A 684-nucleotide genomic window follows, 5' to 3' on the forward strand; every position below is an offset into this window, starting at 1 on the left:
ACCCTGCTGGAGCCAAAGGTAGCCGAGGCTTACGCCAAGATCACTGGCAACAAAGTACGGCGCGTGAATGCCGTGCTGCAGCACCCGGATGACGACAAGCCCTGGATGCTCGCCAACCTGGATTACGCTGTCGTCGGTAATGACGATGTGCAGATCCTCGAGTGCAAGACCACCGGACAGTACGGCGCCCAGCTGTGGGCGGACGGGGTTCCCGAGTACATCCAGTGCCAAGTGCAGCATCAGCTGGCCGTCACCGGCAAGCAGGCTGCCGATGTGGCCGTGCTGATCTGTGGTCAAGAGTTGCAGATTCACCGCATCGAGCGGGACGAAGCGCTGATTGCTCACCTGTACGAGCTTGAGCGGGAGTTCTGGCAGCTGGTGGAAGCGGACACCCCGCCGGACCCGGATGGCTCCGACTCTGCCGGGAACGCCCTGCAAGCCCTCTACCCCCAGGACAAAGGGCAAACCTTGGACCTCACGGATAACCCAGCCATGGAGGGCGACTTCAATGAGCTGCTGGATCTGCGGGACACCCTGGGCCGGTTGAACGAGCGAGAGTCCACCCTCAAGCAACGCATCCAGCAGACCATGGGGCTGGCCAGCAAGGCCACCTTCACCGAGGGCTCCGTGACCTGGAAGCGCAGCAAGGACTCCACCAGCCTGGACACGAAAGCCCTGCTGCAG

The 684-nt window shown here is 62.6% G+C and carries 1 protein-coding gene; it reads left to right on the forward strand.

Annotation, left to right across the window (positions count from 1 at the left end; all coding sequences use genetic code 11):
• Nucleotides 1–684 (forward strand): YqaJ viral recombinase family protein (locus tag A3730_RS13130; RefSeq protein WP_063538209.1); only part of this gene is annotated, 684 nt, incomplete at both ends.

It is taken from the genome of Alcanivorax sp. HI0044 (genome assembly GCF_001634945.1).